The sequence below is a fragment of the Stenotrophomonas sp. 71799_Sma genome (genome assembly GCF_056482505.1).
Window position 1 is genome coordinate 4,306,811 of sequence record NZ_CM151202.1, and the last position, 26,016, is coordinate 4,332,826.

Annotated in this window: 21 protein-coding genes; 10 read left to right on the forward strand and 11 right to left on the reverse strand. The window is 66.0% G+C overall.

What is annotated here, in order from left to right:
• Positions 1–47: 47 nt before the first annotated feature.
• The 3 genes from ACZK4Z_RS19920 to ACZK4Z_RS19930 all read right to left on the reverse strand — a co-directional run bounded on the left by ACZK4Z_RS19920 (position 48) and on the right by ACZK4Z_RS19930 (position 4,693).
• Positions 48–2,579, reverse strand: coding sequence for a methyl-accepting chemotaxis protein (locus tag ACZK4Z_RS19920; protein WP_478451000.1), 2,532 nt, complete (start codon positions 2,577–2,579; stop codon positions 48–50).
• 210 nt (positions 2,580–2,789) lie between these two features.
• Positions 2,790–3,683, reverse strand: a complete 894-nt coding sequence (locus tag ACZK4Z_RS19925) for an NAD-dependent epimerase/dehydratase family protein (protein WP_164080613.1) — start codon at positions 3,681–3,683, stop codon at positions 2,790–2,792.
• A gap of 98 nt (positions 3,684–3,781) precedes the next feature.
• On the reverse strand, positions 3,782–4,693 hold the full coding sequence (locus tag ACZK4Z_RS19930) for a S41 family peptidase (protein WP_478451001.1): 912 nt from the start codon (positions 4,691–4,693) through the stop codon (positions 3,782–3,784).
• A gap of 50 nt (positions 4,694–4,743) precedes the next feature.
• Here ACZK4Z_RS19930 and ACZK4Z_RS19935 point away from each other — a divergent pair, with 50 nt between their 5' ends.
• Positions 4,744–5,208 (forward strand): MarR family winged helix-turn-helix transcriptional regulator, encoded by a 465-nt coding sequence (locus tag ACZK4Z_RS19935; RefSeq protein ID WP_478451002.1) that lies wholly within the window; start codon positions 4,744–4,746, stop codon positions 5,206–5,208.
• 5 nt (positions 5,209–5,213) lie between these two features.
• On the opposite strand, the gene ACZK4Z_RS19940 is transcribed toward ACZK4Z_RS19935, so the two are convergent.
• On the reverse strand, positions 5,214–6,698 hold the full coding sequence (locus tag ACZK4Z_RS19940) for a DUF4434 domain-containing protein (protein ID WP_478451003.1): 1,485 nt from the start codon (positions 6,696–6,698) through the stop codon (positions 5,214–5,216).
• A 207-nt stretch (positions 6,699–6,905) separates the two neighbouring features.
• Here ACZK4Z_RS19940 and ACZK4Z_RS19945 point away from each other — a divergent pair, with 207 nt between their 5' ends.
• The 3 genes from ACZK4Z_RS19945 (at position 6,906) to ACZK4Z_RS19955 (ending at position 9,270) form a co-directional block, all read left to right on the forward strand.
• The gene (locus ACZK4Z_RS19945) at positions 6,906–8,162 is read left to right on the forward strand and encodes a M24 family metallopeptidase (RefSeq protein WP_478451004.1); all 1,257 of its coding nucleotides are present in this window, start codon (positions 6,906–6,908) and stop codon (positions 8,160–8,162) included.
• Positions 8,155–8,829, forward strand: coding sequence for a CerR family C-terminal domain-containing protein (locus ACZK4Z_RS19950; protein ID WP_478451005.1), 675 nt, complete (start codon positions 8,155–8,157; stop codon positions 8,827–8,829). Before ACZK4Z_RS19945 ends, ACZK4Z_RS19950 begins: the two co-directional genes overlap by 8 nt.
• A 135-nt stretch (positions 8,830–8,964) precedes the next feature.
• Complete coding sequence (locus ACZK4Z_RS19955) at positions 8,965–9,270, forward strand: KGG domain-containing protein (protein ID WP_478451006.1); 306 nt, start codon at positions 8,965–8,967, stop codon at positions 9,268–9,270.
• Between the two features lie 10 nt (positions 9,271–9,280).
• Here the strand turns inward: ACZK4Z_RS19955 and ACZK4Z_RS19960 are convergent, their stop codons facing one another.
• A complete protein-coding gene (locus ACZK4Z_RS19960; RefSeq protein ID WP_478451007.1) occupies positions 9,281–10,753 on the reverse strand; it encodes an MFS transporter in 1,473 nt (490 codons plus the stop codon).
• 126 nt (positions 10,754–10,879) lie between these two features.
• On the opposite strand from ACZK4Z_RS19960, the gene ACZK4Z_RS19965 reads away from it, so the two are divergent.
• The gene (locus ACZK4Z_RS19965) at positions 10,880–11,500 is read left to right on the forward strand and encodes a TetR/AcrR family transcriptional regulator (protein ID WP_317217973.1); all 621 of its coding nucleotides are present in this window, start codon (positions 10,880–10,882) and stop codon (positions 11,498–11,500) included.
• A 15-nt stretch (positions 11,501–11,515) separates the two neighbouring features.
• Here ACZK4Z_RS19965 and ACZK4Z_RS19970 read toward each other — a convergent pair whose 3' ends face one another.
• Positions 11,516–11,866, reverse strand: a complete 351-nt coding sequence (locus ACZK4Z_RS19970; RefSeq protein ID WP_478451008.1) for a VOC family protein — start codon at positions 11,864–11,866, stop codon at positions 11,516–11,518.
• Positions 11,867–11,927: 61 nt separating this feature from the next.
• The gene (gene trxA, locus ACZK4Z_RS19975) at positions 11,928–12,248 is read right to left on the reverse strand and encodes a thioredoxin (protein WP_125892338.1); all 321 of its coding nucleotides are present in this window, start codon (positions 12,246–12,248) and stop codon (positions 11,928–11,930) included.
• A 121-nt stretch (positions 12,249–12,369) separates the two neighbouring features.
• Between trxA and ACZK4Z_RS19980 the strand changes: the two genes are divergently transcribed.
• The gene (locus ACZK4Z_RS19980) at positions 12,370–12,993 is read left to right on the forward strand and encodes a TetR/AcrR family transcriptional regulator (protein ID WP_125892336.1); all 624 of its coding nucleotides are present in this window, start codon (positions 12,370–12,372) and stop codon (positions 12,991–12,993) included.
• A gap of 77 nt (positions 12,994–13,070) precedes the next feature.
• On the opposite strand, the gene ACZK4Z_RS19985 is transcribed toward ACZK4Z_RS19980, so the two are convergent.
• Positions 13,071–13,271 (reverse strand): hypothetical protein, encoded by a 201-nt coding sequence (locus ACZK4Z_RS19985; RefSeq protein WP_125892384.1) that lies wholly within the window; start codon positions 13,269–13,271, stop codon positions 13,071–13,073.
• Between the two features lie 188 nt (positions 13,272–13,459).
• Here ACZK4Z_RS19985 and ACZK4Z_RS19990 point away from each other — a divergent pair, with 188 nt between their 5' ends.
• A complete protein-coding gene (locus tag ACZK4Z_RS19990) occupies positions 13,460–16,840 on the forward strand; it encodes an autotransporter domain-containing protein (protein ID WP_478451009.1) in 3,381 nt (1,126 codons plus the stop codon).
• Positions 16,841–16,906: 66 nt separating this feature from the next.
• Here ACZK4Z_RS19990 and cml read toward each other — a convergent pair whose 3' ends face one another.
• Together cml and ACZK4Z_RS20000 are read right to left on the reverse strand one after the other, a co-directional pair.
• The gene (gene cml, locus ACZK4Z_RS19995; protein ID WP_478451010.1) at positions 16,907–18,094 is read right to left on the reverse strand and encodes a CmlA/FloR family chloramphenicol efflux MFS transporter; all 1,188 of its coding nucleotides are present in this window, start codon (positions 18,092–18,094) and stop codon (positions 16,907–16,909) included.
• Positions 18,095–18,292: 198 nt separating this feature from the next.
• Complete coding sequence (locus tag ACZK4Z_RS20000; RefSeq protein WP_032128595.1) at positions 18,293–19,198, reverse strand: LysR family transcriptional regulator; 906 nt, start codon at positions 19,196–19,198, stop codon at positions 18,293–18,295.
• 107 nt (positions 19,199–19,305) lie between these two features.
• Between ACZK4Z_RS20000 and ACZK4Z_RS20005 the strand changes: the two genes are divergently transcribed.
• Complete coding sequence (locus ACZK4Z_RS20005) at positions 19,306–20,796, forward strand: MFS transporter (protein ID WP_478451011.1); 1,491 nt, start codon at positions 19,306–19,308, stop codon at positions 20,794–20,796.
• Between the two features lie 85 nt (positions 20,797–20,881).
• On the opposite strand, the gene ACZK4Z_RS20010 is transcribed toward ACZK4Z_RS20005, so the two are convergent.
• Positions 20,882–21,334 carry a PA2169 family four-helix-bundle protein gene (locus ACZK4Z_RS20010; protein ID WP_478451012.1) on the reverse strand — a complete coding sequence of 151 codons (453 nt, stop codon included), beginning with the start codon at positions 21,332–21,334 and terminating at the stop codon, positions 20,882–20,884.
• A 554-nt stretch (positions 21,335–21,888) separates the two neighbouring features.
• On the opposite strand from ACZK4Z_RS20010, the gene ACZK4Z_RS20015 reads away from it, so the two are divergent.
• Together ACZK4Z_RS20015 and ACZK4Z_RS20020 are read left to right on the forward strand one after the other, a co-directional pair.
• Positions 21,889–24,723, forward strand: a complete 2,835-nt coding sequence (locus ACZK4Z_RS20015) for a TonB-dependent receptor (RefSeq protein WP_125892328.1) — start codon at positions 21,889–21,891, stop codon at positions 24,721–24,723.
• A 258-nt stretch (positions 24,724–24,981) separates the two neighbouring features.
• A complete protein-coding gene (locus ACZK4Z_RS20020) occupies positions 24,982–26,010 on the forward strand; it encodes a hypothetical protein (RefSeq protein WP_478451013.1) in 1,029 nt (342 codons plus the stop codon).
• Positions 26,011–26,016 lie beyond the last annotated feature (6 nt).

The window sequence follows — 26,016 nt, forward strand, 5'->3', positions numbered from 1 at the left end:
GAAGACGCCCGGCCTTGGCCGGGCGTCTTCATGTGCGCGCAACAGGATCAGGCCGCGCGGCGGACCGTAGCCACCGGCTCGGCCTGCAGGCGGAAGCGCGAGACCGCCACCGCCAGCTGCTCGGCCTGTTCTTCCATTGCGCGCGCAGCGGCACTGGCTTCTTCCACCAGCGCGGCGTTCTGCTGGGTGGTCTCGTCCATCTGCACCACGGTCTGGTTGACCTGCTCGATGCCCGCCGACTGCTCGCGCGAGGCTGCCGAGATCTCGGCCATGATCTCGTTCACTCGACCGACCTGGCCGACGATTTCCTGCATGGTGCGGCCCGCGCCGTGCACCAGCTGTGCACCGGCGCCGACCTGCGCCACCGAAGCGTCGATCAGCTCCTTGATCTCCTTGGCCGCAGCTGCCGAGCGCTGGGCCAGCGCACGCACTTCGCTGGCGACCACGGCGAATCCGCGGCCCTGTTCGCCGGCACGCGCCGCTTCCACCGCCGCGTTCAACGCCAGGATGTTGGTCTGGAACGCGATGCCATCGATTACCGAAATGATCTCGGCAATGCGCTGCGAGGAGGCCTCGATCTGTTCCATGGTCTGCACCACCTGGCTGACCACCTGCCCGCCTTCGCTGGCCACGCCCGCTGCGGAGCCGGCCAGGGTGTTGGCCTGCAGCGCGTGGTCGGCATTCTGGCGCACCGTGGAGGTCAGCTCTTCCATCGAGGCCGCGGTCTCTTCCAGGTTCGCCGCCTGCTGCTCGGTGCGGCGCGACAGGTCACTGTTGCCCGCGGCAATCTCACCCGCCGCCAGGCGGATGCTGGCCGCCGACTGCTGGATCTGGCCAACGATCTGGGTCAGCTGCTGCACGGTGCTGTTGGCATCGTCGCGCATCACCGCGAACACGCCGTGGAAGTCGCCCTGCATGCGCGCGCTGAGGTCGCCTGCGGCAATCGCGCGCAGCAGTGTCGACAGCTCGGCCAGGTTGTGGTCGCTGACCTGCATCATGGTGTTGAGGGTTTCCACCATGCGGCGGAAGTCGTGGTCGAAACGCAGCGTGTCGCCGCGCACCGCAAAATCGCCGGCGGCGGCGGCAGCGGCCAGCTGCTGGATCTGATCGTTGATCGCCGCCAGGTTGCTCTTGGTGGTGGCCATTGCAGCGGTGAACACTGCCTTCTCGCCCGGCAGCGCTTCCATGTCCACGCTCAGGTCACCCACCGCATAGCGTTGCATCACGTCGACCAGGCGCTGGGTGACGGCGTTGCTGGAGGCCACCAGCTGGTTGCTGTCAGCCACCATCCGACCGTACTCACCCGGGAACGCCGTGGCGTCCATGCGGTAGCTGATTTCACCGGCGTCATGGCGACGCGCCATTTCCGCCTGCGCCGCCATCACCGACTGCAGCTGCCCCCGCATGCCCTGCATCGCGTCCAGCAGGCGGCCCACTTCGTCGTTGCTGCGTGCCGGCAGGGTGCTGTCCAGCTTGCCCGCGGCGACGTCGCCGGCCACGCGCACGGCTTCGGCCAGTGGGCGGATCGCCAACCGGCGCAGCAGCACATAGACACCGGCACTCAGCGTCAGCGCGGCCACCACACCAACCAGCAGGGTCAGCCACAGCAGCTGGCGCGCCTCGGCCACGATCACCGCGTGCGGCATCACCACACCCAGTGCAAAGCGCTGCGGCGCATCGCCCACACGCAGCGGCACGTATACGCGCACGTTGCCGGCGGCATCCGGAGTGAAGGCTTCGAACCGGCGGTCGGCGGCGATGTCTGCCAGCATGCTGCGGGTCAATGCGTCGCCACGTGGCTTGCCGATTTCGGCGGCATTGGCCGAGGCCAGCACCACGCCATTCGGCGAGAGCAGTTCGACGCGCCCGGCGCCCATCGGCTTCAGCGTGGCCAGGTGCTTCTGCAGCGCCGCCAGCGAGAAGTCCACAGTGAATACACCGAGGAACCGGCCGTTTTCGATGATCGGCGTGCTCAACGTGCTCATCAGCACCTGCTGGCCACCGATGTCGTAGGCATAGGGCTCGCTTACCTTCGCCAGCTTGTCGCGGCTGGGCACCATGTACCAGTCACCGGAGCCACTGGCCGTCTCGGTGTAGTCGGTCATCGTCGACTGCTGCGGCCTGCCATCGTGCCAGGCCCAGTAGCTCATGTAACGACCGGTGGCATCGTGCGCTTCAGTGTTGACGTACTCGGCATCCTTGCCATCGAAGGCGTCGGCCTCCCACATGGTGCTCTTGCCCAGCCACTCGGGGTGGGTGCGCAGCTGCTCCCCCAGCACAGCAGCCAGGCTGGCACGGTCCGGAACATCGCCGCGCGCGCGCTGGGCGAGCACGGCCTCGACCATGGCGTCGTTGCTGGCAAAGGCGGTGCCCAGATCGGCCGCGACCTGGCGGGCTTCGGCGGTGGCTTCGCTGGCCATGGTCTGGCGCGAGGCGTCGATCAGGCTGGCGCTGGCCTGGCGGTAGATCAGGAACGCAGTCAGGCCGAAGCACAGCAGCGCGATCGCAGCGGTGCCCAGCATCAGCTTGTGGGCGATGCTGCCCGGGCGGCGGGCAGCGGCGGAACGGGGAGAAGGCATGGAAGGATCCGCAAGGCAGTTCAGGACGACCGGCACCGCGAGGGCACCGCGCAGGTGCGCGATCCGTCGCGCAGGCCACCGGCCGCCGGGACACGCCCGGCGCTGGAAGCGCACCGGGTTAGCGGCCGCCTGCGAACGAGGTTGAGGCGGTCCATCTGCACATTCCTGAACCTGCTCAGGGTCGGGTCAGGAACCCGCCCCGCTGCCGCCCTATTCGGCCACGCGGTCCTTGATCCATTCGGCCCGCGGCAGCACCTCGATGCTGCCAACCGCGTACTGCTGCAGCACGTCGTCCGGGCCGAAGCGCGGCTGCCAGCCCAATGTGCTGCGCATCAGTGCACTGTCGTAGACGCGGTCAATGCTCAGCGGCAGCGGCCAGCCACGGCGCTCGAACTCGGCCAGCAACTGCGGGGCGCGGCGGGCCAGCACCCTGCGCGGCTGGGTCGCCAGTTCCAGGCAATCCTCACGCAGGAACGGCGTCGGTGCGCAGGCAATGTAGCGTGCGAAGGCAGCACCCTCATCGTGCAGCAGCGCGGCATGTGCGCTGGCCACGTCGCGCGCGTCGATGCCGCGGTGCAGGCGGAACATCGCCATCCGCTCCGGTGGCTCGGGGAAACAGCGGGCCATGCGCAGCACGCGTACGCTGAAGCCCGGCGCCGCAGCGGCTTCAGCCAACGCCTCGGCCTGCAGCTTGCTGCGATGGTAGATGGTGCGTGGCAGCGGCTCGGTATCTTCATCGATCCAGCGGCAACCGCCCGCCACCACCGCATGGCCATACAGCGCCGTGGTGCTGGTCAGCACGAAGCGGCGTGCACCGGCCTCGCGGGCAGCCTGCAACAGGTGTGCGGTCGCCTCCACATTGATCTGCTGGAATACCGCATCCGGCACCAGGCCGACATGGGGTGCGTGCAGGGCGGCGGTATGGATCACCGCGTCGACGCCCTGCACTGCCCGGATCACGGCCTGACGATCGGTGACATCGGCAATGATGCGGGTGGTGGCGAATGGGCTGCGATCCAGCCCCACCACTTCGTGGGCCGCCGCCAGCGCGCCGAAGATCGCACGCCCGATCCGCCCGGAACTGCCGGTCAACAGAATCTTCATTGAGTCCATTCACTCGAAGCGCCCGGGAACTACCGGGATGCATCGATTCTAGGCACGCTGCATGTCGCCTGCGATAGGGCGTGGTTGCAATTGTGCGTTCATTCTGGCGATACCGATCGGGCCAGCAGCTGGCGGGCGACGAACAGCGGATCGTCACCGCCTGCTGCGTCAGGTGTGACGCCGGTGCGTTCCCAGTTGGTTCCGGTACGGAGGTTGATCGGCTGCCGGTCGGGAATGCTGATCTGATAGCCATCCGGCAGCAGCACAGGATCATCGAACATATGTGCCGCGCCGCCACTTCGACTACCAACGACACGTGCCCGCCCCTGCGCCTGCAGCGAGTACGCGACGAATTCGGCGGCCGACCCGGTGCGGCGGTCGATCAGCACCACCAGCGGCTTCAGGTACAGCCCCAGGCTCGCCGGTGGCAACGGTACTGGACTGCGCAGGCCACGGCGTTGCAGTGACTGCACCTGGGTGATTTCCGCCGCCAGCAGGGTCCGCACCAGCAGGTCCGCACTGCCGTCATCGCCACCACCGTTCTGGCGCAGGTCCAGCACCAGGCCATCGGTGTCGGCCAGCAGGGTGAAGGCCGCGGTCAGCTTCGGCCGGGCCAGATCGAGCGGATAGAAGGTGCTCAGGCGCAGGTAACCGATGTTGCCTTCCAGCACCCGCACCTCGCGCACGCCCGCACCATTGCTGCGCGCATCCGCGCGCCAGGCCATCAGCCAGTCGTCCTGGCCGGCGCGGGCATCCACCCGCTCGACATGGAAGTGGCCATCGAACACGTCCAGATCCTGGTTCAAGCGTGCGCTGAACGCCTTGGGGTCCGCGCAGCTGTCCACATAGCGCTGCTGGGTGGACCAGCCGCGCACGGCCTCGGCAATGCGCGCGCCTTCGGCCACGTCCAGGTACTGCGCCTGTATCGCCATGGCCGCCGCCTGCAGCACCGCCTCCTGGGCCGGGCAGGACGCCGCCAGCAGCGCACCCAGCATCCACGAAACCGCCATGACCGCACCCCATGTTGATGATATATAAGCGCTTATATATCATCACCACCATGGATCTCCAACATGCCGCCCTGGGAACACTGCTGCGGGCCCTGCTCGACCAGCTCGACCCGGCGGTCGAGCAGGCCTACCGCGACCTGAAGCTGGACTACCGGCCGCGCTACACCCCGGTGCTGCGCACGCTGATGGCGCAGGGACCCTGCCGCATCAAGGATCTCGCACTGGCCTGCGGGCTCAGCCATTCGGCGCTCAGCCAGACGGTTTCAGCAATGGTGCGCGACGGCTGGCTGCACGCTGCGGTCGGTGAAGACAGCCGCGAGCGCATCCTGCAGCTGAGCCCGCGCGCGTTGCAGGCGTTGCCGGCGCTGCAGGCGCAGTGGCAGGCCACGGCACGCGCGGCGCGCAGCCTCGATGCCGATCTTGGACAGTCATTGGAGCAGGTGCTGCGCGAGGCACTGCAGGCGCTTGAACAGCGGCCGTTCGCGCAGCGACTGCGTGGCACGCCCCAACGCTGAGGCGCTTACTGCTCGGCCGCCATCTCGATTTCACTGAGGAACGTCCAGCTGCCATTGGCCAACCGCAGCTCCAGCGTGCGGCACTGCGCGGCCAGTGGCGCGGCGTTGCCCAGCACGTATTCCTCTTCGGTCGAACCGCTCAGTCCGGCCTGGGTGAATGGCGCCGACAGCACACCGATCTTCACCGCAGCGGCGCCCGGCTCGGCACACATCACCTCCACAGCTGTCGGCGTGACGATGCCCCACGCCGGGCGGGTCATCGTATGCAGGCCGATCCAGTCCACCCGCCGGCGCTGGCCCAGGTCGATGGTGATGCTGGCGTTGCCATGCACGCCTACCCAGCCGGCATCCATCGGGTTGCGCGGATCCCCCACCCGGCGATCGAACAGTTCATGCCCGGTGCTGTCGGGATAGTTTGCATCCGGCGCCACGCTGTAGCTGTAGGTGGTCTGCACCGGATCGACGAGGTAGGACGCGCCGAGCCCATACAGCCCGCGATAGGTATTCATCATCCGCGACGATTCGGCATAGCCCTGGCCGGGGCCGACCACCTCGGACATGTGGTACTGGTTGAGCCAGGCAACGCGCTTGCCGGCCGAACGCGCGCTCCACAACTGCTGGTTGATGCGCTGCACCGACGCGGAGCGATAGGCACCGGACAATCCGTTGCCGGTTTCCAGGAACAAAGGACTGCCATGGTTGAACAGTTCGATGTCGGCCCACAGGCCGCTGGCCCCCAGCGCCGCCGACAGCGCTTCGTAATACGCCTCGGTGGAATGACCCGGGCGATCCCACTGGAACAGGCGTGCATGCGAGGCGGCGCCGATGCCGTCCTGCCAGATCTGCACATCCACGCCGGTGGCCGTACGGAACTGTGCAGCAGCCCGGCCCACGCTGGCCGGATCCACGCTGGATGACGCCAGGTAGGGGGCCACCATCACCGGCCGCGAGGGTGTACTGCCTTTGAGCGCCGTCACGATCGCACGGTAGAACGGCGCGCGATCAGCCGGCACCTGTGCTGGCTCGTCGGTGATGTACCAGCCAGCGAACGCCGGATGCGATCCGTACTGCTGGCTCAGCTGGGCCAGCGACTGCGCGGCATCCTGTGCCACGGCCGTTGCGTTCTGCCCCTGCCAGAAGGTGGCGCACTGCCCCGAGCTGTAGGTGGTGCCGACCACGACCTTCATGCCGCGCGCGGCCGCCGCATCGAGCACGGTGCCGAGCTTGCCGGGAAAGCCGGCAATCCATTCGAAATCCTGCACGCCGCTGGCGCAGCCCACGCCGGCACGGGTGGCACGCACCTGACCGAGGATGATCGTGTCGTTGCCCAGGTCCTGCAGTTCATCCAGGAACAGCGGCAACTGCGCGGCCGGCAGTTGTTCGTCGCTGCCCGAGTAGCCAACGTGGACGAAGCTGCCGGACAACACGGGGCTGGCTGCATGGACCGGAGCGGTACAGGCCAGCACTGCGATCAATCCAATCCTGTTCATGTTCTACTTCCCTGTCGTGGCCAGGCGAGTGGCGTTGTTGCGCATCCTATCAACAGCGACGGTGGCCCCATCATGATCATCGACAACGCTGCGCAATCGCCGACTTCAGCTGCCCCCGCAGCAGCGCACGTGCAATGCCGATTCAAGCGGTTGATTCATTCAACTTCGTGATCGAGCCTGCGCGCTCCTTCCCCTGGAATACTCCTCATGCGCACGCCGCCCGCACCGCTCAGCCTGATGGAACGCGACCGCCGCTGGGCCCTGGCCCGCGACCTCATGGCCAGTGAACGCCTCGATGCCCTGGTTGTGCATGGCGACCGGGAAGCCGCCGCACCGGCCGGGTTCTCGCCGGACTGCTACTTCACCAATGACCGGCCCGGCTCGATCGTGGTGTTCGTCGGCGACCAGCCGCCACGGGTGTTCACCTTTGCCTCGCTGATGATTGCCGACCACCTGCAGGCCTGCCTGCGCGGCGACCTGCAGTGGATCGCACCCGAACAGCTGTGGGTTGGAAAATCCGGTCTGGAGGTTGGCCGCTGGCTGCAGCAATGTGGCCTGCACACGGCACGTATCGGCGTGCTGGGGCTGGAGCCCTATCCACCGTTCTACTTCGACGGCGCGATGCCCGCGCGCACCCTGCAGGGCATGCAGGCGGCGGTGCCGAACGCGGAATTCGTACCGGTATATCGTGCGTTCTTCCAGCGCGCCTCGGTAAAGAGCCAGGAGGAACTGGCGCTGATTGCGCATGCCGCCTGGATCGGTGAATCCATGAGCGAGGCGCTGCGTGCCACTGCTCGCCCCGGTGTTTCGGAAGCCGAACTGGTTGCCGCAGTGACCGCCACCTGTTTCTCGCTGGGGGGCTATACCGCCGAGGTGTTGCTCGGCTCGGGTCCCGAGTATGTGGGCTGGGGACCACCCGCCTGGCAGTATCGTGCGCAGCCGCCGCGCATTCTGCGCGATGGTGATCTGGTGTTGTCGGAGATCTTCGCACTGTACGGGCTGATGGAAACCCAGCATCAGGCCGCGGTTGCCATTGGCGAGGTGCACGACGACATCCATCGCGCCGCTGCCGTCGCACGCAGCAGCTACGAAGCAGGCCTGTCCGCACTGCGCGTGGGCAATACCTTCGGCGATGTCGTCGACGCGATGGAAGCGCCCCTGCTGGAGGCGGGTGGCTGGCACGTGCACCCGTTGGTCCACAGCCTCAACCCCTATGGACCGATTGGCTTCGGCCGTGCACCGGGCATCGAAGCGCTGCCGGAGGCCGCGCGCTATGCGCACATCGCGCCGCTGCCGACTGTCGGGCGCGAACTGCCCCTTCAGGCCGGCATGTGCTTCGCCTTCGAACCGAACTGTGCATTCGGCCGGCACATGGCCAACATCGGCGGTACGGTCATCGTCGGCGCTGACGCGGGTACCGCGCTCAATGAAAACTCGACACGGCTGATGCAGGCCGATGCCTGAGTTCATCGCCCATCTGCAGACGCCGGCACGACGGCGCGCGGCCGAGACGCGCAGCGGGCAGACCCGAGCCCGACTGCTGCACGCGGGGCTGCAGCTGTTCAGCGCGTTCGGCGTGGAGGGGGTGCGTACCCGCCAGCTGGTGGACATGGCCGGCTGCAGCCAGTCAGCCATTCCCTATCACTTCGGTGGCAAGCAGGAACTGTATGCCGCCGTACTGCAGCGCTGCGCTCAAGCCATTGCCGAGCGATTGCCGCTGCCGGCAACGCCACCCAACGGCGCGCGGCAGGCCGCGCAGCAGCTGCAGCAGTTGATGCGGGCATTCGTCCATGCCTTGCTGTCGGCGCCGGATGCGGGTCCACGCACGCTGCTGTTGGCGCGCGAACAGATCCAACCGACGGCGGCGTTCGCCAGTGCCCACCGTACGCTGTTCGAACCCCTGCACACCACGTTGGCCGCGTGCGTAGCGTGCCTGCGCGGCAGCGAACCATCCAGCGCCGAGACGGTGCTGCGTACCCACGCCCTGCTCGGCCAAGCGATCGTCTTCGCCGTCTCCCATGGGGCTCTGCAGGCGCGACTGAACCAGGGAGCTCCCTTGGCAGACGTAGAGACGATCGCGTCGGTGGTCAGTGGCATGGCACTGGCGGCAGCGAAGGCAGCGCCCGCCTGAATGGCTGCCTGATCAGCCCCGTGCGCAGGGCGCGTGAAAACCGGGGCGAAGATGGCGACCTGGACTTAGCGTGCGATGGCCAAGCATGGATGCCGTCGTCTACGAAGGCGACGCCCACACCGCAGGAGATTTCACATGACTGAGCAGAACCCGCGCAGCTCCAACCGGGGTTTCGCATCAATGGACCAGGAAAAGCAGCGCGCGATCGCTGCCAAGGGCGGGCGCGCCGCACATGCCTCCGGGAACGCGCATGAATTCAGTCCGGCCGAGGCACGTGTCGCAGGCCGCAAAGGCGGCGAGGCGATCAGCCGCAACCGCCAGCACATGGCCGAGATCGGTCGTGAAGGTGGACACGCTCGCCACGCCAATGCGCGCCAGCAGCAACAACAGTCTCAGGAGATCGAACGCACGGCAGCGGGTCCGCAACGCCAGCAGGGCTGAATGCAGCGCGTCAGGCCGGTGCGCGCTGCCGATACAGCCCGAGCGCCGCAAGCAGGGCCAGCGCACCGGCCACAGCCATCGCCCATCCGAAACCACTGGCCATCGCACTGCGATACCACGTCAGCATCTGCGGCGTGGCGTGCATCGAGCCCGGTTGCAGGATCAGTTCGCGCGCCTGTGCCGCCAGCTCCCGCTGCCCGGCCGCCTGCGCGGACGCGGCGAACTGCTGCACGGCGCGCTGGCCCATCAGGCTGCCCAGCAGCGCTATGCCCAGGCTCATGCCTGCCTGACGTAACGCGTTCATCGTGGCTGAGGCAATACCCGCGCGCTCGACCGGCGCGCTGGCCATGACCGCCATGCCGGTCGCCGGCACTGCCAGCCCCATTCCAATGCCAAGCAGCACCAGCACAGCACTGGAATAGGCGTGCGAAGTAGCCGGTTCGAACGTGGCCATCGCGCACAGCGCCGCCCCGGCCAGGGCATAGCCCAGCACCAGCGCGGCGTGCAGCCCGAGGTGGGCGACCAGACGCCCGAACAACAGCGAGACGGCACCCATCAACAGGAACTGCGGGGCCAACTGGGAGCCTGCCAGCGCAGCGTTGTGCCCCTGCGCCTGCTGGAAGAACAGCGACAGGAAGAACAGGCTGGCATAGGCAGTGAAGCCCAGGACGAACGAGGCCAGGTTGAACATGCCGAAGCGGCGGTCGGCAAACAGGTCCAGCGGCAGCAATGGGCGTGCCACCCGGCGTTCGACGATGCCGAACAGGATCAACCCGGCAGCTGCCACGCCCAGCGCCAGCAGCGTCACCGGGGCAAGCAGGCCATGCGCGCCGATCGCGATCAGGCCATAGCTCAGCGCACCCAGCGCGACCATGCTGAGCAGCTGCCCGGTAGGATCCAGCGCGGCATGCTCTGGATGCCGCCGCTCGGGAATTCCCCAGGCGCCCAGCGCCAGCGCGAGCAGGCCCAGCGGCAGGTTGATCAGGAAGATGCTGGGCCATCCGACGCGCTGTACCAGCACGCCGCCCAGAAGCGGGCCAAGCACCAGGGCCAGCGCACTGAACGCCGACCAGCCACCGATCGCACGTGCACGTTGGCGCGCGTCGGGAAACGCGTGGCTGAGGATCGGCATTGCGGCGGGAATCAACAAAGCGCCCGCGATGCCCTGCACTGCACGCCCGGCTACCAGGGTCGCAAGATTGCCGGCACAGGCGCACAGCAGCGACCCCAGCGTGAAGGTGGCGACGCTGAGCAGCCACATCCGCCGATGACCGTAACGGTCCCCGAGCGGCCCCGCCGACAGCATCAGCGCCGACAACGCGATCGCATACGCATTGATCACCCACTGCAGGCCGGCCATGTCGGTATTCAACGCCTGCTGCAGGGTCGGCAGGGCGACGTTGACGATGCTGATGTCCAGCGAGGCGAGGAATGTGCCGAGGTAGGCCGCCAGCACCAGGGCCGGCCGCTGGAAACGTCGCATGTACGGCTCCCGGGGGAAGGATGTGTGCGCATCCTAGCCACTGACTGACCGTCGGTCAATGACTGACGGTCAGTCGGTGCCACAGGCCAGCTAGAATGGCTCCCGTCGCACCCGGATCCCTCCCACATGCAGACCCCAGCTGTCGCCAGGCCACGCACCAAACCTGCGGAAACCCGCCAGGAAGAACTGATGGACGCCGCGCAGGCGCTGTTCCTGTCAAAGGGAGTGGATGCCACCACCATCAGCGACATCGTCGCCGCAGCGGACGTTGCCAAGGGCACCTTCTATACCTATTTCGCCTCGCGCACCGAGATTCTGCAGGCACTGGCGCAGCGCTACACTCAGCGTTTCATGGAAGACGTCGACCGCGCCGTGCAGCAGTACCCGACCCGCGATGGCGTGGCGCGCCTGCGTGCCTGGATCCGCGCCAATATCGAGCTCTACGTGCGCACCCACGCGCTGCACGATGTGGTGTACGCCAACCATCACCACCACCAGCGTGGCAACGCCGAACGCAATGCGATCCAGCAGCAACTGCTGGGCATCCTCGAAGCAGGCAATGCCGCAGCTCTGTGGCAGCTTCCAGCGCCCAAAGTCACCGCCTCGTTGATCTATGCCGGCGTGCACGGCGCCACCGACGACCTGATCGCCGCACCCGCACAGGATGCCGAAGCCTTCATCGGCGCCGTGGTGGACGATTGCCTGCGCATGGTCGGCGTGCCACCAACCGGTGCCAAACGTCGCTGACGGGCTTTCTGCTGCTCAGATGTGGGCGAGGATGTTCAACAACCGCCCGAACGGGTCACGGACGAAGAAGCGGCGCACACCCCAGGGCTCATCGGCGGGGCCATATTCCAGCGGGATGCCGGCCGCGCGCATGCGCTCCAGTACCTGTTGCAGATTGTCCACTTCTATCGACAGATCCGGCACCGCCGTGCCGGATCCCCCTTCAGTGGCAAAGCTGACCTGCGCCAGCGCGCTGCCCTCGCCGCCATGGGTGACGATCCAGCCATGGTCCATCACCACCGGCATGCCCAGCAGCTCGCCGTAGAAGGCAGCAGCCCGTTGCGGCTCCGCCGTGGCGATGTTGGCGACAACACGTTTGACGGCCATGTGCGGCGGCTCCGATGCGATTCCCCATCCTCGCCGCTGCGTGCAGAGCCTGCAAGCGTGCTCAGCCCAGATGGCTCATCGCAAGCTGGGTGATCGCGCTCTTCGGCAACGCGCCAACGGTGCGGGCCACCGGCTTGCCATCGCGCACCACCACCATGGTCGGAATGCTCATCACGCCGAACTCGTTGGCCAGCGCCGGCGATTCGTCGATGTTCACCTCAGCGAAATGAACCAGTCTGTTCAACTCATCCGCTGCCTGCTCGAACATCGGCTGCATCACCCGGCATGGGTGACACCACTCGGCCCAGAAACGGATTACGTGCACGCCCGGCGCGTTGCGTACGGCCATGTCGAAGTTGCCGCTGGTCAACTGGCTGATCATGTTCAAACTCCCTGCATCAGTTATGGAATGTACGCTCCATAAGTTGAGTGCCACCGGCTGACTTGTCAATGAATTCTGGAATGACTAGTCTTTAAGTCATTCCCCTGACCCTGGCTTACTCATGGCGCGCACTGGCCGCCCCCGCGAATTCGACCGCGACGACGCTGTGGAACAAGCGATGCTGTTGTTCTGGGAACGCGGCTACGAGGCAACCACGCTCAACGACCTGCGCAGCGCGCTGGGAGGGCTTTCGCCTGCAAGCTTCTATGCGGCGTTCGGCTCCAAGGAGGCGTTGTTCGGCGAATGCCTGTCGCTCTACATGCAGTCCTGCGGCCAGTTGGCCACTTTGCTGGCGGACACCACCGACGGCCCACGCGAGGCGATGCGACGCACCCTGCATGCCGCTGTGACCGCACAGACCTCGCGCACCCGCCCGCGCGGCTGCATGGCGGTACTGTCCGGCCTGAACTGTTTCGAAGGCCATGAGGACATCGCCGCACAGGTCGAGCAGGCGCGCCGGCAGACCAGCCAGGCCATCACCGCCTGCGTGCAGGCTGGCCGTGATGTGGGCGAACTTTGCCCGGACGTCGACTGCACCGCGCTGGCCACCGCCTTCGACGTGTTCCTCAAGGGCATCGCCATCCAGGCCCGGGATGGGCGCCGTGCCACCGAGCTGCATGCTGCCGTGGATGCGCTGATGGCGATCTGGGACTGCAACGCACTGCGGGCCGCGCGCCAGCACTGATCGCAGGCGTCCGTTGCACTGAAACAGAAGAGCCCCGTCAATGACGGGGCTCGCCATCAGTCCTGCGTTGCCACTGCTTACACGGCGCCGCAGCGATCCATGACGCAACGATCGTATTCGTACTGGCATTCCATCGCGTCACCGCCACCGGACAGACAGGCCTGGTAAGCCTTCCAACAGGGAAGATCGCATGGCGGAATCGGCCCAGCCACAGCAACCGAACCGCTGCAGGTCAAGGCGAACACCGCACCCACGATCATTTTCCTGAAAGTACGCATCGACATCACTCCTTGATAAGCCTGGTGAGCCCAGGCCGGGCCACGGTAGCGAGGCCCTCGGGAGATGGAGTGAACGCCCGTGTCACGGAACATTAACCTGTTCATTAAATTTCCTTAACACCACTGGGGGTGATCGGCGCGCTGCGGGGTTAACGGCCTTGTTGTCCGTCAATCAAGGAAGTTGTCCGATGAATCACCCGCTGCACGGCCGTTCGTCCCACTCCCGTTCTCCCCTGCACAGCCGCCTCGCGCTGGCTGTGGCCAGTTCCCTGTTGCTGGCTGCTGCCACGCCCGCCATCGCCAGCGAATCACTCGACACCTGGCAGCAACAGCGCCAGTTGCAGGCGGCCTGGGCGCAACCGGCCATGTCGGCGATCCCTTCTGCCCCGCCTCAGTTGCCGGTTGCAGCAGCCACGGCGGTTGCCAGCACCACGACGATTCCCGGCAATGCGGGTGACCCGTCCAGTTGGCGCACGGATGAATTCAATGCCGACTGGGGTTTGGGTGCGACCAACGCGGACCATGCCTACGCGCGTGGCCTGACCGGTACCGGTATACGCCTGGGTGTGTTCGACAGTGGCACAGGCCTCGACCACCCGGAGTTCGCCGGGAAGAACCATCGCAGCCTCCGTCTGGCCGATGTGTTGGCCGATGGCAGCCTATGCGGCAGCGAGATACTTGCCGGCCCGGATGCCTGCTTCGCCAGCGATGGCAATCAGGTCGCCATCGATTACACCCTCATTGACCCGGCCTACAAGAACCTGCTCAATCGCAACGGCTACTTCGAGGGTCCGGGCTACAACGTGCACGGCACCCACGTATCCGGAACCATCGCCGCCAACCGCGATGGCAACGGCATGCACGGCGTGGCGTTCGGCGCTGACCTCACCGTAGCCCGCCTGTTTGCCAACAGCGTGAACTACTTGACCGTCGTCGAGCGCAATGGCGGACTGTACCTGGACAGCAAATCGGTCGCCGGGCTCGGCGCCTCAGATTCGGTTTTCCCGCAGCTCTATGCTCAGCTCAACGAGCAGCACGTGCGCGCGGTCAACCACAGTTGGGGCCTGACCAACGAGCCCGATACCGCCGCGAAACTCGACTTCTATCTGTCGCACCCTGATCTTGCGGACAGCCTTGGCGCGATAGCGGAAGGCTCTCGTGCCCGCGGCCTGATCCAAGTATGGGCTGCCGGCAACACCGACGCGGTAAATCCCTCGCCAGAGCAGGCGCCGATTGCAGGCATGTACGCATCGATGCCACGCGCATTCACTGACATCGAGCCTTACTGGCTGGCCGTAGTGAACGTCAACCAGGCGTTGGAGTTGAGCAATCGTTCCATGCGCTGCGGCCTGGCCGCCAACTGGTGCCTGGCCGCGCCGGGTTCGAACATCAATTCGACGGTCTATGGCGAAGATTCGGTCATCGATGCCAGTCCCCGCGAGGACAATGGCAATGTGATCCTCGAGGTCTCCGGTCAGGCCCCTACGTATGCCTACGGGAACCTGAGCGGTACATCCATGGCGGCGCCCCATGTAACCGGCGCGCTGGGCCTGCTGTTCGAGCGCTTCCCCTATCTGGATAGCGCCCAGGTCCGCGACGTGCTGCTGACCACTGCGCGCGATCTTGGCGCACCGGGCGTCGATGAGATCTACGGCTGGGGCCTGATGGACCTGCGCAAGGCCATCGAAGGCTACGGTTCGCTGCGCGTGGATACCAACGTGGTGATGAACCAGAAGGCCGGTGGCCTGAAGGTGTGGGAAGGCGATGCCTGGGATGACTGGACCAACGACATCGGCGGCCCCGGCAAGCTGACCAAGTCCGGCATCGGCTGGCTGCGCCTGAGTGGTGGCAACACCTTCAACGGCGCAGTGCTGCAGGACGGCACGCTGGAATTGAACGGCACCAACACACTCACGTCAGCGGTCGAAGTCCAGGGTGGCCAGTTCCTGCTCAACGGCTCGCTGGTCTCCACCGCCCTGAACACCACTGGAGGCGTGAGCACGGTCAGCAGCAGCGGCCTGCTGAAGGACAGCAACCTGACGGTCAACGGTGGCGTGGTGTCCTTCAACGGCACGCAGACCGGCGGCACCACCACGGTCGGTGCCAACGGCCTGCTGAAGGGCATCGGCACGCTGGGCAACACCCGTGTGGACGGCATCATCGCGCCCGGCAATTCGATCGGCACGCTGACCATCAACGGCAACTACGTGCAGGGCGCAACCGGCGTCTATGCCGCCGAACTTGCCCCGGGCGGCCGCAGTGACCAGTTGCACGTAACCGGCACCGCCACTCTCGGCGGCACCCTGGTCGCACTGCCGGAGCCGGGTACCTACTACCTCGGCGAGCAGTTCAACTTCATCCGCGCCGACGGCGGTGTCAGCGGCCAGTTCGCGAAAACCGACTTCAGTGCGTTCTCGCCGTTCCTGCAGTTCAGCCTGGCCTACGGCGCCAATGGCACCCGCATCGACGTGGCCCGGGGTGCCTCGCTCGCCAGCGCCGCCACCACGCCGAACCAGCGTGCGGCCGCGGCGGTGGCCGATGGACTGGCGATCAACCAGGGCCTGCCCAAGCCGCTGACGCAGCTGTTCCCGCAACAGCTCGGTGGCGTGCTCGACGGCCTCAGCGGCGAGCTGCATCCGGCCACGGCGCTGGCCCTGGTCGAGGGCAGCCGCTATGTGCGCGATGCCGCACTGTCACGTCGTGCCGGTGCCACTGCACCCGGTGCTGATGCGGGCGATGCCACGGGCGCATGGGTGCAGGCACTGGGCGGCAACAGCAAGCTGGATGGCAACGCCAACACCGCCCGCACCGACGCCAACAGCAACGGCCTGCTGGTCGGTATCGACCGCGCGTTCTCCGGCTGGCAGGTCGGTGTGCTGGCCGGCACCGGCCGCACCGATGTGAAGCAGCAGGACCGCCGCGCCAAGTCGAAGATCGACAACACGCACTTCGGTGCCTACGCCAGCCATACCTGGGGCGGCTTCGGCCTGCGCGGCGGCGTGGCCTGGAGCAAGCACGAGGTTAAGAGCACACGCGATGTGGCCTTCGCGGGCTTCAGCGACAGCCTGAGCGCACGCTACGACGCCCGCACCCGCCAGGCCTTCATCGAAGCCGGCTACCGTTTCGGTGGCCCGGAAGCCGGGCTGGAGCCGTACCTGCAGGTCGCGCGCGTGGAGGTGGACCTGAAGCAGATCAACGAGCGTGGCGGCGCGGCCGCACTGCACGGCAAGGTGGACGACACCGGCACCACCATCGCCACCGCTGGCCTGCGCTTCGACAAGGGCCTGAAGGCATCGTTCCAGCAGGACAGCTGGCTGCACCTGCGCGGTGGCGTGGGCTATCGCCGCGCCTTCGGTGACCGCAGCCAGGTGGCCAACCTGGCCTTCGCCAACAGCAGCACCACCTTTGCAGTCGAGGGCGCACCGATTGCCGACAACGCCGTCGTGGCCGAGCTGGGCCTGGCGGCGTGGCTGACCCCGCGGCAGCAGCTGGAGCTGGGCTACAGCGGCCAGTTCGGCAGTGAAAGCCGCGACCATGGCGCCACCGCACGCTGGTCTGTGCGCTTCTAAACACGTGCTCTCTTGACGGGTTGGGGCGGCCTTGCGGCCGCCCCCTTTTTTGCCCGCCACCCAGCGTTATGCGCGATGCCGCAGCGCGGCGGCACCTGCCAGGCTGGCAAGTGGCAACAGCAACCCATAGGCCACCAGCGGCCACACGGTATCGCCGGGCAGCACGAGGGTAACCAGCGTGCCGATGCCTGCCACGATCAGGCTCTGCACGGCGTAGTACAGGGCCACCGCCGTACCTGACGCATCGGCGAAATCACGCAGCGCGCCGCTTGCAGCCACCGAAACCACCATCACCAGCCCCACCGCAATGCCCCACATGGGCAGCACCACTCCGACGAACGAGGGAGGCCACGCTGCGGCCAACGCCATCAGCAGTACCCCGGCCACCATCACCCACAGACCACGCAGGAAGGTACCGCGCACGTTCCAGCGGGCAATGCACACGTTCGCCATCCGCGCCGTGACGATCATCACCAGCGCCACCGTGGCGAAGGCCAGGCTGAACGACAGCGGCGAGTGCTGCATGCGCCCGACCAGCAGCCGGGGCGCGACCGAGAAGAACACGAAGAACGTGCCCATGCCCGCACTGAAGCCCAGCGTGTAGACCCAGAACGCGCCGCTGCCGAGGATGCGTCGTAGCGCGGGTCGCGACGCGTCCCGGCACTGCGGGCGGGTTTCCTGCCAATGCCGTACCGCGCGCATGCCGGCGATCATGCCCAGTACGCCGAGCAGAACGAAGATCGCGCGCCAGCCGAAGGCGCCTGCCAGCAGGGCGCCGAGGATCGGTCCCAGCGCCGGCACGAAGGCCAGCATCGAGGCAAACAGCCCGTACAGCGACGCGCCTTCGGCTGTATCAGCATACACATCACGCACCGTGGCAAAGGTCGCCACCAGTGCCGCCGACGCTCCCACCGCCTGCACGGCTCGCCAGGCCAGGAATGCTGCGCCGCTGCTGGACATGGCGAGCGCGAACGACGAAAGCGCGAACAGCAACGCCCCCAGCAACAGGACCGGCCGCCGCCCGATGCGGTCGGACAACGGGCCGAACAGCAACTGGCCGAGGCCAAGTACCAGCAGGTAGATGCTCAAGGTGAGCTGCACCAGCGTCGGTGATGTCTGCAATGCCTGCGGCATCACCGGCACCACAGGAAGATAGATGTCCATGGCCAGCGAGGCCAGGAGGTCGAACGGCGCCATCAGCACAATGGCCGATGGCAGCGGGTGGGCCCAACGCGGGGCCTGTCGATTGAACATGGGGAGTCTCCGCCCAGAGTGAATCCGGCGGTGATCCATCCAATTCGCGTGCATCGCAGGGATGATCACCGCAACAACGTCTGCATCGTTGTTGCGGCTCAGCGAACTGTCTGCGGACCGTTCCCGTTGTTCATGGTGTCCATCGAATGCGAATGCAGGTGGCACCAGTGTAGCAATCGTCCACCTGCCGCGCGGCGCTCAGGCCAGGGGCAACATGTCGATGCGCCTGCACGGTGTCTCCTTCACCTGCTCGATCAGCCGCCGCACCACTGGCGAAGTCTCTGCCCGCCGGTACTGCACAGCGATGGTCGAGACGATGGTGGGGCCCGCCAGTGGCAGATAGATCATTCCGGGCAGCACCAGCGTGCGTTGCAGTACCGATGGCACGATCGCCACCGAACCAACGCCGACCGACACCTCGGCCAACACCGCCGCCAGATGCCCGGGCTGGGAACGGATACGTGGAATGAACCCGCCGCGGCGCCCGACTTCCATTGCGCCCACCGGCTGCTCCGGCATGACGAAACCCTCCCGGGCCAATGACGCCGGCTGCACCGGCGACCGGGCCTGCGCCAGCGGATGGGTTTCCGGCAGCGCCACGCAGAACTGGTCTTCGACCAGGGTGTGTTCGCCGAAACTGTCGGGCACATCCATCGGAGGCCGGCAGAACACCACATCCACCCGTCCTTCCTGCAGGAGCTGCGGGAGCTCGCCCATCGGCCATTCGCTCACCTGCAGTTCCACGCCCGGGTAGCGGCTGCGGAACCGGCTGAGCTGATCCTGCAATGCTCCGGCATACAGCGCCGAGCCGACGTAGCCGATCTCGATCTTGCCGATCTCACCCCGCCCCGCGCGCCGGCCCAGGGTTTCGGCCTGTTCGAACCGGCGCAGCACATCACGGGCTTCCGCCAGGAACACCTCGCCTGCCGAGGTCAGCAGCACCTCGCGCCGGCCGCGGTCGAACAGGCGCGTGCCGAGCCGACGCTCGATGTCCTGGATCTGCACGCTCAGCGTGGGAGTGGCAATTCCCAAGCGCAGGGCCGCACGACCGAAGTGCAGTTCCTCGGCCAGGGTCACGAAGTACTCCAGGTGACGGCGTTCCATGGGCGGCATTTCGTTAGGTTAAAGCTAACGTAACCAGAAAGCACCGAGAATGAAACAAACACCGATCATTGATGGAATGGCCGTCCTCCCCTTCCTGCGAGTGACCGGTGCCGCCCTCTCCTCCCCCTTCGCCTGCACGGCACACGCTGCCTGACGCGGTCCTGCTGGTGGCCTCGCTGGGCTGCACGATGACCGTGCTGGAGACCAATGCCGTCGCGGTCGCATTGCCCAGCATCGCGCGTGACCTGCACGCCGGATTCGCGGATATCGAGTGGGTGATCAGTGCCTACATCCTGTCCTTCACCTCACTGCTGCTGCCCGCCGGCGCTGTCGCCGACCGCTACGGCCGCCGCCGGGTGCTGCTGATCGGCATCAGCCTGTTCGCCCTCACCTCTCTGCTCTGTGCACTGGCGCCCGGTGCTGCCCTGCTCTACCTGGCGCGGGCTCTGCAGGGCATTGGCGCGGCCTTTCTGCTGGCACCCTCGCTGTCGATCATCGGCCACACGTACCACGAGGGGGCCGCCAAGGACACTGCATGGGCGTTCTGGGGCACAGCCATGGGCGTGATGATGGTGCTCTCACCGCTGATCGGCGGCGTGCTGTCCGCACTCTGGGGCTGGCGCGCGGTGTTCGTCGCGATCCTGCCGTTCCTGGGCCTGCTCGGCTACGGCACGCTGCGCTGGATACCCGAGTCGTCAGACAGCGTGGTCCGCCCGCTCGATCCACCCGGCATCATCACGTTCAGCGCTGCCATCTTCGGCATCGTGTTCTTCCTGGTGGAAGGACTGGCAGAAGGATGGACATCGGCCCCGGCGCTGATTGGGCTGGGCCTGGCCGTCATCATGGCTGTTGCCTTCGTCATCGTTGAACGGGCACGGTCACATCCCATGGTCGATCTCGGGCTGCTGTCCAGTCCGCGTTTCGTCGGCGCACTCATTGCCATGGTCGGCTATTCGGTCAGCGCACAGGTGATGGCATCGATGCTGCAGCAGTACCTGCAGAACGGCATCGGCCTGAGCGTACTGGCTGCCGGTGCTGGCATGCTTCCGTTCGCTGCGGCGATGCTGCTGTTTCCCAGCGTGGGCCGGCGGCTCGGTCGCCATCTGACCAGTCCGGCGGTGCTGGCGGTCGGGCTGTCGGTCACCGCCGCGGGCAATGCCGTGGCCGGACTGGCCGCGTGGCAGCACCTGCCTTGGCTGGCACTCGTCGCAATGGTGGTGATCGGTGCCGGCGGCGGCATCCTCAATGGCGAGACATCCAAAGCCATCATCGGCGCGGCACCGCGCGAGCGCGCCGGCATGGCCTCAGGCATCAGCGCGACCACGCGCTTTGTCGGCATCCTGCTCGGATTCACCGTACTGTCCAGTGCCTTGAGCCTGGGCATCCGCAGCGCACTGTCTGCGGCGGTTCCCGCGCGCGACGTACTGCCCATGGCCGATGCGATCGCTACCGGCACCTTCGCCGATGCGCGCACCGCCGCCTTCGCACAGGCGATCTACAGCCACGGATTTGCCAGTGCACTGTGGACGTCGGCCATCGCCGCGCTGCTGGCCGGCCTTGCGGTGTTGCTGCTGGGCCGTAGCACCACGCGGCGATGATGTTGGAGCGCTGGTTGCAAAGATGGCCGGGGCAGCCACGCTGCCCCGACCGTGGCGGCCCCGGGGAGAAGGCCGCCGATGATCGTCAGGCCGCCTTCATGGCGTGCTTGCGCGCACGCATCACGTTATGGCACTCCTGCACTTCAGGCAGAAGCTGGGTGACTTCCTGGCGCACGGCCGGCGGCAGTTCGTTGTCCTTCAGCACGTCCTTGAACGCGCCAAGCAGCCGGTCTTCGGACTCTTCCAGCTCGGCCACGTAACCATAGTTGGTGTCGCCGAATGCAGCGCGGACCTTGCCATAGAACTGCTGCATCGAACCGACCACGGTGCCGTGCTCGGCCGGCTTGCCACCGCTGGCAGCAACGGAGCCACTCAGTGCGGCGACGATGCGGCCCTTGACGCTGGCAATACGAGTGAACAGGGCCGACAGTTCGGCATCCTTCACCTTGGTCGCAGCTTCCTCGTAGAACGACTTTCCGTCGCGGGCGATCTCGATCAGGTCGTTGAGGCGGTGTTCGATGGTGGACTGGGTGCTCATGGAATCGCTCCTGTGTGCTCGATGGTCTATGGAGAATGACAGCGCGAGTGCGTTGCCTTCGGGACCACTGTGGAGGTTTGAATGTGCCGATTGGGTGAGTACGAATTGATGCATGCATCACCACCCTCAACGCGCCCTGACTCCTTCATCCCGTCGCATTTCCGCGTTCACGGTACCTGAGCAGAACGCCGACGATTCACCATGGCGCGATGACGATGATCAGCGTCACCAACAGTGCGATGGCAAGCACCAGCAACAGCACATGCCACTGCTTCCACGTGGGTCTTGGTTTGCCGGGGGTATTCATCGGATGTCTCCTGGAGTCTGTCATCAGCCCGCAGCCAGACTGAAGCAGAGCACCCTTGGTGCGCGTCGCGGTTTCGTGCATGGCCTGTGCATGAACGCTGTATCCGGCGCGCGACGATAACGCGTCCATAACGTAATCGAGTTGTAAACGGAGTGTTAGGTTCCTTCCGATTCCGCACAGCGGGATTTCAGATCGGTTTCCACGCAGCGATGCGGAAACCCATTCAACTGGATTTGGAGAGAGCCAAATGCACTACAAGTACACCCTGCTTTCCCTGGCAGTGGGCACGGCCTTGGCCGCGGCCTGGTCACCGGCCGCGCATGCGCAGGATGACAGCGATAGAACACCGAAGAACCTCGATCGCATCCAGGTTACCGGTTCGGCCATCCGCAGCGTGGATATCGAAACGCAGCAGCCGATCATCGCCATCACCCGCGCGATGATCGAGCAGCAGGGCTTCACCACCATCGCCGACCTGCTGCAGAACCTGACCTCCACCGGCGCGCCGACCATCTCGCGTGCGCGCGCGTTGGCGTCCGGCGAGAACGTTGGCGGCTACTACGTCAACATCCGCAATCTGGGTGCCACGCGCACCCTGGTTCTGGTCAACGGCAAGCGGCTCGGCGCGACCACCAGCGGCCTGCAGGATCTCAGCCAGATTCCGATGAGCGCGGTGGAACGCATCGACGTGCTGAAGGACGGCGCCTCCTCGCTGTACGGCTCGGATGCAATCGCTGGCGTGGTCAACATCATCACCCGCAAGAACTACGAAGGCCTGGAAGTGTCCATGCAGCACGGGCAGTTCAGCCAGGGCGATGGCAAGGACAGCACGTTCTCGCTGGTCACCGGCGCCCGTGGGGAGCGTGGCGGGTACACGCTCGCACTGGAATACCAGAAGTCAGACCCGGTGTTTGCCCGCGACCGGGAGTTCTCCCGGTACGGCGGCGCCGGCCCCAACTACCCGGGCGCGGACTGGAGCAACATCAGCCAGAACGGTTCGTGGTGCGACCCGGCGCTCTACAAGTGCAATACCGGTGATGCCGTATTCAAGACCCTCAATCGTGGCGGCGATCCGAAGAACCCGAACGACTACCACCCGATCACGCCGGCCGAGTTCGCCAACGGCAACGACCAGATGCACTTGCAGACCGGCATCGAGCGCCGCTCGCTGTTCCTGAGCACGGACTATGCGCTGACCGACCAGATCAAGTTCACTGCCGACATCGGCTACAACGAGCGCACCACCGACCAGCAGATCGCGGGCTACCCGTACCAGTCGACCAAGTTCGGCACGCCCCTGGACGCGGCCAGCGTATTCAACCCGCTCGACCACGGCATCGCGTTCAATCGCCGCCTGTGGGAAGTGCCGCGCACGACCGAAAGCAAGCTGAAGTCGCTGCGGGTTGCACCCAGTCTGTCCGGCTACTTCGAGCTGGGGACCAAGACGTACGACTGGGAAGTCGGCGCGTTGTTCAACCGCAATGAAGTTACAAAAACAGGCCGTGGCGACATGAGCCTGATCGCTTCCCGGCAGGCATTGGGGCCCTCCTACCTCGATGCCAACGGTGTGGCCCGGTGTGGCACGGCGGCATCGCCGGTCTCGGGTTGCCTGGCCTGGAATCCTTTGCTGCCGTTCGGGGTCGCGGGGGCTGGCTCTCTCTCCGATCCCGAACTGCAGCGCTTCTTGTTCCCGACGTTCAACGATACCGGCATCACCAAGACCCGCAGTTACTTCGCCAACATCTCCGGCCCGGTGATCGAACTGCCTGCCGGTGACCTGTCCGTCGCCCTGGGGTATCAGTACCGCAAGGAAGAAGGCCGCTTCGTGCCCGATGCCTTCGCCCAGTCGCGCCAGAGCACTGCACTGGGCGCATCCACCACCGCCGGCGACTACAGCCTCAACGAGTTCTTCGCCGAAGTGAACGTGCCGATCCTGCGCGACCTGCCGTTCGCCAAGGAACTGACCGTGAACCTGGCTACGCGCTACTCCGACTACAGCAACTTCGGCAGCACCACCAACTCCAAGGCGAGCTTCGCCTGGCGTCCGATCGAAGAGCTCATGATCCGTGGCACCTTCGCCGAAGGCTTCCGCGCACCGAGCATCTCCGATCTGTATGGCGGCCTGGGCACCAGCTTCGAAACCTATGTCGACCCGTGCGGCATCGGCGCCACCAACAGCGTCAACGGCAATGCCGCCTGCAACGCCGCCGGCGTCCCGCTGGGCTACCAGCAGCTGAACCAGAGCCTGAAGCCCTGCGCCAGCTATCCGTGCGCCACGCCTGACGAGTTCACCACCGGCTCCGATCCGAAGCTGCGCCCGGAAGAGTCCAAGAGCAAGACCGTGGGCGTGGTCTGGAGCCCGCGCTGGGTGGACGGGCTGGACATCAACCTCGACTGGTACAGCTACAAGATCACCAACATGATCATCCAGGACAGCGTCGACCGCATCCTGCGTGACTGCTACGTGCTCGGCAACGCTTCGCGTTGTGGCAGCGTCAAGCGCGCTGGCGATGGCCACATCACCAGCATGTTCTACGGTCTGGCCAATCTGGGCTCGATGGAAACCGAAGGCTGGGACCTGGGTATCCGCTACCGCCTGCCCGAGTTCTCGTTCGGCCGCTTCACCATCGACCTGCAGAACAGCTATGTCTCCAAGTACGACGAGGAGAACCAGAACTCGGCCGGCGATACGATCATGATGGGCCGGATCGGCCAGCCGGGTATTTCCCGCCTGCGCTCGAACCTGGGTGTGAACTGGCAGCTCGGCAACTTCAGCACGCAGTACACCGTGCGCTACTACTCCGGCATGGTTGAAAACTGCGTACCGAACCGTCCGTGCACCCTGCCCGACCGCTACGCCTACGGTGAACCGGATGCCCTGCGCAAGGTCGGCTCCAATGCCTTCCACGACATCCAGGTCAGCTACAAGCTGCCGTGGGACGGCACCGTGGCGCTGGGTTCGAACAACGTGTTCAACCACCAGGGCCCGATCATGTTCTCCAAGCCGTCCAGCTCCTTCCCCTATTACGGCGGCTTCGATATCGGCCGCACCGTGTACGTGAAGTACTCGCAGCGCTTCTGACGGGCAGGTCCGTGCTCGTGGCCGGCGGAAGGGGAGTCCGCCGGCCACGATGCACACCGCCTCCACCCAATCTCCATCGTTTTTCGACGGAATCTCCAAGGTTCCCGGCAACACTTGATGTCATGACGGCTAAGGAGCAGGACCGCATGGATCGCCACGCGCCCCGACACTGCACACCCGTCTCCAGGTTCACCACTGAATGTGACGGTGTGGCCGGGTTCCGATCTTCCGGACATGCCGCCGCAAGGGAAGTACGAGATGACGACGGCAGTTCGCACCGGCCTGACCGACCTGGTCGCTGACGCGCAGCGGTACCTGCGCAGGATTCTCCCCGGGCTCGCCTCGGCAGTGCATCCACTTGCTTCATTGCATGCCATTCCCCACGCGATGGCATCGCGCTACCACCTCGCCGGGCTGATGCTGTACGGGGAAACTCCCGCCATGCTCGCCGTGGCCCGTGAGCCGGGCGAATCCAGCACCCGCGTGATCCAGGATGTGCGCTGCCTGCGCTCTGCAGCGAATGCACTGGTGCTGTACGTCTCGCCCTATCTCACGCCGACCCAGCGCCGCTTCCTGGTCGAGAACCACATCGACTTCGTGGTCCCGCACACCCAGTTGTTCGCGCCGAGCCTGGCCATTGAGTTCCGCGACGACCCCGATCATGAGAAGAAAGCCATCTCGCTGCTGCCTTCGGCGCAGGCCGTACTGATCCACGTGCTGCTGAGTGGCCAGACGCGCTGGTGGTCACCGCGCGAGATCAGCGCCGCCGCCGGCTACACCTCGATGACGGCGTCGCGCCTGTCTGCCGAACTGGTCGGTCGCGGCCTGGTCGAGCGCTCCACCGGTGGCCGCGAGCGCTTCCTGAAGCTGGCCGGCAACCGCGACGAGGTCTGGGCCAGGGCACAGCCGTTCCTGCGTTCCCCCATCCTGAAGGAAGTGGATGTCTGCTGGGGCCCGACCGCCGAGGCACTCCGCGATGCGGGGCATCCGGCGCCGATGGCAGGCCTCGATGCGCTTGCTGAAACGTCACCGCCCCCGATCGGTGGCACCCGCGCACTGCACATCGGTGCGTGGCGGTTGCTGGGCGCACTTCCCATGCCCGGCCCGGACTGCCTTCAGAGCGCACAGCTGCAGATCTGGGCCTATCCGCCGGCATTCACCAGTATTGGCGATGTGGTGGACACGCTTTCGCTGTATCTCAGCCTGCAGGGCAAACGCGGCCATGATGCAGACGCGCTGCAACAGCGGGTGGAACAGGCGCTGAGCGGAGACACGTATCCCGCATGACCGAAG

Excerpts from the sequence above, each read along its gene's own strand:
- ACZK4Z_RS19985 (WP_125892384.1), bottom strand. The coding sequence starts at position 13,271 with ATGCGTACTTTCAGGAAAATGATCGTGGGTGCGGTGTTCGCCTTGACC.
- ACZK4Z_RS19935 (WP_478451002.1), top strand. The coding sequence starts at position 4,744 with ATGGATCTCCAACATGCCGCCCTGGGAACACTGCTGCGGGCCCTGCTC.
- ACZK4Z_RS19960 (WP_478451007.1), bottom strand. The coding sequence starts at position 10,753 with ATGCGACGTTTCCAGCGGCCGGCCCTGGTGCTGGCGGCCTACCTCGGC.
- ACZK4Z_RS19950 (WP_478451005.1), top strand. The coding sequence starts at position 8,155 with ATGCCTGAGTTCATCGCCCATCTGCAGACGCCGGCACGACGGCGCGCG.
- ACZK4Z_RS19920 (WP_478451000.1), bottom strand. The coding sequence starts at position 2,579 with ATGCCTTCTCCCCGTTCCGCCGCTGCCCGCCGCCCGGGCAGCATCGCC.
- ACZK4Z_RS19990 (WP_478451009.1), top strand. The coding sequence starts at position 13,460 with ATGAATCACCCGCTGCACGGCCGTTCGTCCCACTCCCGTTCTCCCCTG.
- cml (WP_478451010.1), bottom strand. The coding sequence starts at position 18,094 with ATGTTCAATCGACAGGCCCCGCGTTGGGCCCACCCGCTGCCATCGGCC.
- ACZK4Z_RS19980 (WP_125892336.1), top strand. The coding sequence starts at position 12,370 with ATGGCGCGCACTGGCCGCCCCCGCGAATTCGACCGCGACGACGCTGTG.
- trxA (WP_125892338.1), bottom strand. The coding sequence starts at position 12,248 with ATGATCAGCCAGTTGACCAGCGGCAACTTCGACATGGCCGTACGCAAC.
- ACZK4Z_RS19930 (WP_478451001.1), bottom strand. The coding sequence starts at position 4,693 with ATGGCGGTTTCGTGGATGCTGGGTGCGCTGCTGGCGGCGTCCTGCCCG.
- ACZK4Z_RS19965 (WP_317217973.1), top strand. The coding sequence starts at position 10,880 with ATGCAGACCCCAGCTGTCGCCAGGCCACGCACCAAACCTGCGGAAACC.
- ACZK4Z_RS20015 (WP_125892328.1), top strand. The coding sequence starts at position 21,889 with ATGCACTACAAGTACACCCTGCTTTCCCTGGCAGTGGGCACGGCCTTG.
- ACZK4Z_RS20000 (WP_032128595.1), bottom strand. The coding sequence starts at position 19,198 with ATGGAACGCCGTCACCTGGAGTACTTCGTGACCCTGGCCGAGGAACTG.
- ACZK4Z_RS19970 (WP_478451008.1), bottom strand. The coding sequence starts at position 11,866 with ATGGCCGTCAAACGTGTTGTCGCCAACATCGCCACGGCGGAGCCGCAA.
- ACZK4Z_RS20020 (WP_478451013.1), top strand. The coding sequence starts at position 24,982 with ATGACGACGGCAGTTCGCACCGGCCTGACCGACCTGGTCGCTGACGCG.
- ACZK4Z_RS19940 (WP_478451003.1), bottom strand. The coding sequence starts at position 6,698 with ATGAACAGGATTGGATTGATCGCAGTGCTGGCCTGTACCGCTCCGGTC.
- ACZK4Z_RS19945 (WP_478451004.1), top strand. The coding sequence starts at position 6,906 with ATGCGCACGCCGCCCGCACCGCTCAGCCTGATGGAACGCGACCGCCGC.
- ACZK4Z_RS19925 (WP_164080613.1), bottom strand. The coding sequence starts at position 3,683 with ATGAAGATTCTGTTGACCGGCAGTTCCGGGCGGATCGGGCGTGCGATC.
- ACZK4Z_RS19955 (WP_478451006.1), top strand. The coding sequence starts at position 8,965 with ATGACTGAGCAGAACCCGCGCAGCTCCAACCGGGGTTTCGCATCAATG.
- ACZK4Z_RS20010 (WP_478451012.1), bottom strand. The coding sequence starts at position 21,334 with ATGAGCACCCAGTCCACCATCGAACACCGCCTCAACGACCTGATCGAG.